This window comes from Mycobacterium sp. NAZ190054 (assembly GCF_001545925.1).
Lineage (GTDB): Bacteria > Actinomycetota > Actinomycetes > Mycobacteriales > Mycobacteriaceae > Mycobacterium.
Map to the genome: position 1 here is coordinate 1 of NZ_LMVQ01000478.1, position 1080 is coordinate 1080.

Genomic DNA, 1080 nt, shown 5'->3' on the forward strand with positions numbered 1-1080 from the left:
TCGCCTGTGCCAGGCCGGCGGCCCACGCGTACGTCTCGAAGCAGTTGCCGTTGAAGTTGGTGGTGCCGCCGAATCCCTTCCACCGAGCGACGGGTACCAACGCCTCGAAGCCCAGTTCGTCGGCGCGCCAGTCGAGGGTGCGTCAGGCGTGGTGACCCCGCCGGGTCCGCCGGCTCCGGGTGCTCCTGTGGTGGACGAGGCTGGTGTGGTGACGCCGCCGGCTCCGGGTGGTCCGGGTGTGCCGGTGGTTGATGAGGCTGGTGTGGTGACGCCGCCGGGTCCGGGTGCTCCGGGTGCTCCGGTGGTGGACGAGGCTGGTGTGGTGACCCCGCCGGGACCGCCGGCTCCGGGTGCTCCGGTGGTGGACGAGGTTGGTGTGGTGACCCCGCCGGCCCCTGGTGCTCCAGGTGCCCCGGTCGACGGTGCGACGGAGATCGTCACCCCGCCCGGGCCGGGAGCGCCCGGGACCCCCACGGCGAACACTGTCGAGACGTTCTCACCGCCCGCGCCGCCCGCGCCGGGAACGCCGTCATCGAGCACGGTCGAGACGTTCTCGCCCCCGGCGCCGCCGACGCCCGGAGCGCCGGGGAATTCCTCGGTCGAGATCGTGACGCCTCCGCCCCCCGGTTCGCCCGGCACCCCGTCCGGCGGTTCGACAACCTATACGACGCCGCCGACCCCGGAGATCACCCTCAATCCGGCGGGTTCGTCCGTCGACATCGCAACTCCACCCGGTCCTGGCGTCCCCGGAGCCCCGGTGGACGTGTCGGCGAACGTGTCGACCCCGCCCGCTCCCGGTGTTCCCGGTACGCCGGTGAACTCGTCGGCCGACGTTGCCATCCCGGCCGAACTGGGTGCCCCCGGAACGCCGATCGAAAGGTCGACCACGTTGACGACGCCGCCGGTTCCGGGTGGTCCGGGTGTGCCGGTGGTTGATGAGGCTGGTGTGGTGTCGCCGCCGGTTCCGGGTGGTCCGGGTGTGCCGGTGGTTGATGAGGCTGGTGTGGTGTCGCCGCCGGTTCCGGGTGGTCCGGGTGTGCCGGTGGTTGATGAGGCTGGTGTGGTGTCGCCGCCGGTTCC

The 1080-nt window shown here is 72.5% G+C and carries 1 pseudogene; it reads left to right on the plus strand.

Going from position 1 to position 1080, the window contains the following annotated elements:
• Positions 1-244: 244 nt before the first annotated feature.
• Positions 245-1080, plus strand: a pseudogene (locus tag ASJ79_RS31575) (hypothetical protein); the annotation flags it as partial.